Raw genomic sequence first — 2,678 nt, 5'->3', positions numbered from 1 at the left:
GTATCCTTCATGGGACATTTATCTTTACCTCTCATGCACATAAGTCTGTAGAATCGATCTCAGATAATCTATCTTCATTGAATGGCGCTCTTGAACTTATAAAAAAAGATCTACGGTATCTCCACCCATCTCACTTTATTGGAAGGAAAGGCTATATAGAGGTTCTGTCTTATACACCCCTGCATTCAGATAACGAACCATATCTACAGAAGATCTATTATGCAATAGAAGGCTCAAGGCTTATGCGTAAGAACGAGTCTTTAGAGGTAAAAAAGATAATTATACTTGATAATCTGGACTTCTTTGACATAGAGTTTTTTGATAAACAGGCATGGAAAAAAGAATGGGATTATAAAAAGTCGGGTATGATGCCTGAGGGCATAAGGGTTACTATTGGATGTAGGGGGAAGTCTGTTGTTATGGTTTTGGATTTAGGATAGGGAGATATATGCATATACCCAGTGGTAAGAAAGGTATAGTATTCGATATAGGAAACTGCATGCTGAAGGCCATTGCGTACTCGTTGCCCCTATGGTCTTCTTCAGGGAGACCCAATATCAATAAGTTTTACATTGTTGAACTCAAAGAAACTGAGGCATTGAGGAGAAAAGAAGAGGTGTCAGGCATTATAAACGAGATTATTTCAGATAGTCCTCGAGGGTATGAAATCACTGTTATTGTTTCAGGAGAGTCCTTCTCTACACGTAATATATCATTTCCCTTCAGTGGGATAAAAAGGATAAAGGATACACTACCATTTGAATTAGAAGGATTAATACCATTTTCTATGGACGAGATTGTTTTTGATGCGATTCCATCGGTTCATCATAGAGGGATACAGAACAACAGACGACAGAAGATAGATGAAAAAAGTCAAGGTGGGAGCAGTGTTATTGCTGCAATACTTCCACGAGCAAATCTCGCTGAGATATTTACACTCTTTCCCGAAGACAGGAAGCCATGCAGGGTTATCCCGGACTTCTTTGCTCTCTGTGGACTATCAGACTCAAAAGAGCCAGATATTTACGCGATCATCGATGTTGGCTGCAGTAAATCTGTGATAGCAATATTCTCAGGAGGAAAACCTGTGGTATTCAGGAGCGTAGAGAACAGAGGAAATACAGTATTGAATATTGTTGAGGGGATAAGGTCGCTTAAGGTAAACATAAAGAAGGTGTTTATCACAGGTGGAGGTTTGTATACCGAAGTCTCCGAACTCCGAACCCTAAACTCTTCTTTAGGCATACCTGTGTCTATTCTTGAGAATAGATTTAGGGCTGAACGCTGGCCCCTTACTGCTCTATGCATAGGTTCGGTTATAGGAATCATGCAGAACCCCAATTTTAACTTATTACAGGATAAGGATAAAAAGAAAAACACAGCAAAATGGCTGAGAAAAATTGCCATAGGAGCAGGCATCTTATTGGTCATAGGCACTATAGACCTTTATATGAGGTATAACATCACACATGAAAGATATTTAGCGATGAATAATGAGGTAAAAAGGGTCTTCAATATACTTATGCCTGAAAGTAAGGCTGTTAAAGAGGAAGCACAGATAAAGGCTTTACTCACAAAAGAGAAGGAGTTGATGAAGACATTGAAAGGTAGTGATGGTTATGGGATAGAGCCTGTCAGGATAATCGATGCATTAAGCAGGGTATCCTTAAAAACTCCAGCAGTCTCTATATTAGAAATAACTATAGATGGTGAGTGGTGCCTGTTTGCCGGTGAGTATTCAGGGACAGGTGAGGCTGAAGGACTGAAGGCGATATTTGTAAATGAGAAAGACCTTTCAAAGACAATAATCACTGAGATTACTACAGGGGTAAAGCCAGCGGTCTATAGATTTAAAGCAAAGGTTTCGTTGAAAATGCACAGCACATTTCGAAGCGAAGCTTCAAAGGGGATAAATAATTGATAAGTGAAAAGTTAAAGGATAAAAAAGAAACATTAATAGTAATTGGTGGATATTCACTAATAATACTATTTGTGTTCATTATATTTTTGCCAATATATAAAAAGTGGAAGGAATTTGACAGGAAGGCTTTAATGGAAGAGCAGAAGGTTCAATCTCTCATCTCAATGGGTAAGGAGTATCTCCGCATAAGTGGTGAGACCCTTAAGATAAAAAGAGAGGCATTCAGTGCAGGTGACCTTTCTGCTGTTACGGTGGTGCAGAGATTGACACCAAAAGGTAGATTATCTGCCATAAAGTCTAACAGACATACATTTTCACCTGATCTTCAGATTGTAAACATGGAGGTCAAACTTGAACGACTTTCACTGAGTGGGATAGGAGAACTTATAACAACCCTCAGGCAGAAGGCAATCTATCTGAAGAGAATTACACTGAAGGCAAGGTATGACAACCCGAGATTGTATGATGCAATCGCAGTATTTTCAGCACTGGAGAAACCATAGCATTTCCTATCAAGGGGACTGTCCCAGATTTACGGGCGTAGCCGTAGAATCGGGACTGTCCCCTAACATGACTGTCTCCCAACATGAAAAAGGTGCTGCACTCCTCCTGACACTCCTTATAACGATTCTTCTTTCACTCCTTATATTTGATATGACACATAAAAGCAGGATGATGTTTACGAAGGCAAGATATGCATCGGATGGTATTAAGGCATTCTATCTTGCAAAGTCAGGCATGAATATGGGAATGTTAG

General features: G+C 39.5%; 4 protein-coding genes. All 4 read left to right on the top strand.

The window, feature by feature from the left end:
• Positions 1-440, top strand: a 440-nt coding sequence (locus AB1488_07510) for a type II secretion system protein GspJ (protein ID MEW6409944.1), incomplete at its 5' end; no start/stop codon positions are given.
• A gap of 8 nt (positions 441-448) precedes the next feature.
• Positions 449-1,921, top strand: a complete 1,473-nt coding sequence (locus tag AB1488_07505; GenBank protein MEW6409943.1) for a hypothetical protein — start codon at positions 449-451, stop codon at positions 1,919-1,921.
• Positions 1,918-2,424: a hypothetical protein gene (locus AB1488_07500; protein MEW6409942.1), complete on the top strand. Its 507-nt coding sequence runs from the start codon at positions 1,918-1,920 to the stop codon at positions 2,422-2,424. The genes AB1488_07505 and AB1488_07500 overlap by 4 nt, the downstream gene beginning before the upstream one ends.
• 67 nt (positions 2,425-2,491) lie before the next feature.
• On the top strand, positions 2,492-2,678 hold a 187-nt coding region (locus AB1488_07495; GenBank protein MEW6409941.1), incomplete at its 3' end, for a hypothetical protein.

The organism is Nitrospirota bacterium (assembly GCA_040756155.1).
Taxonomy (GTDB): domain Bacteria; phylum Nitrospirota; class Thermodesulfovibrionia; order JACRGW01; family JBFLZU01; genus JBFLZU01.
This window is presented reverse-complemented; position numbering and strand designations above follow the sequence as displayed.